Below are 873 nucleotides of genomic sequence, written 5' to 3'. Positions count from 1 at the left end.
TATGGATAACCTACTAGATTTTTCAGAAAAGGTAGCATTGATTACCGGCGCTGCCAGTGGCTTTGGTAAAAGCCTAGCCGAAGAGTTAGCCAAGCGCGGAGCGAACTTAGTGCTAGCTGACTTCAACGAAGAAGGCTTAACACTGACAAAGCAGGATTGTGAAACCCTAGGCAGTAAGGTTATTGCCTTAACGGGTGATATAGCTGAAGAAGCGCATTCTGAAGAACTCGTAAAGGCTGCGGTTGATAATTTTGGCAAGCTTGATATTGCTGTTAACAATGCTGGTATCGCTCCTAAACTGGGCCCATTGGTTCACCTGGACGGCCCAACGCTTTCTCGTCAGTTAGATGTTAATACTAAAGGTGTCGCGTTTGGCCTGAAGCATCAGTTAAGAGTCATGGCTGCTCAAAAAGAGGGTGCGATTCTGAATGTAAGTTCCATGGCAGGTTTAGGTGGAACGCCGATGGGAAGCTCCTATGGCGCTGCCAAGCACGCTGTAATAGGTCTAACTAAAACGGCCGCAGTTGAATGTGGGCCTATGAATGTTCGAGTTAATGCGATTTGCCCCTTCTTTACGTCAACGCCGATGGTTGATAATCCAACGATGAATCCGAATGATAATATCGAAGAGGTCAACAAGAACCTTGCGCGCGGCTGTCCGATGAAGCGTATCGCACGAGTTGAAGAAATTGTGAATGTCATGGTCATGATACTGTCACCAGCGAATAGTTATATGAACGGTATTGCTATACCGGTTGACGGCGGCATGTCAGCCATGTAATTTCAAAGGGGTCAGACTCGATTGAATTTCAATCGAGTCTGACCCCTTTGAAAATAAGCTATAAAAATAATAGGAAGAGGTCATGAGTACAA

Annotated in this window: 1 protein-coding gene; it reads left to right on the top strand. The window is 45.7% G+C overall.

Annotation, left to right across the window (positions count from 1 at the left end; translation table 11 throughout):
- Window positions 1-781, top strand: a 781-nt coding sequence (locus A3761_RS23455; protein ID WP_068506703.1) for an SDR family NAD(P)-dependent oxidoreductase, incomplete at its 5' end; no start/stop codon positions are given.
- Window positions 782-873: the final 92 nt, after the last annotated feature.

The sequence above is a fragment of the Oleiphilus sp. HI0123 genome (assembly GCF_001635315.1).
This window is presented reverse-complemented; position numbering and strand designations above follow the sequence as displayed.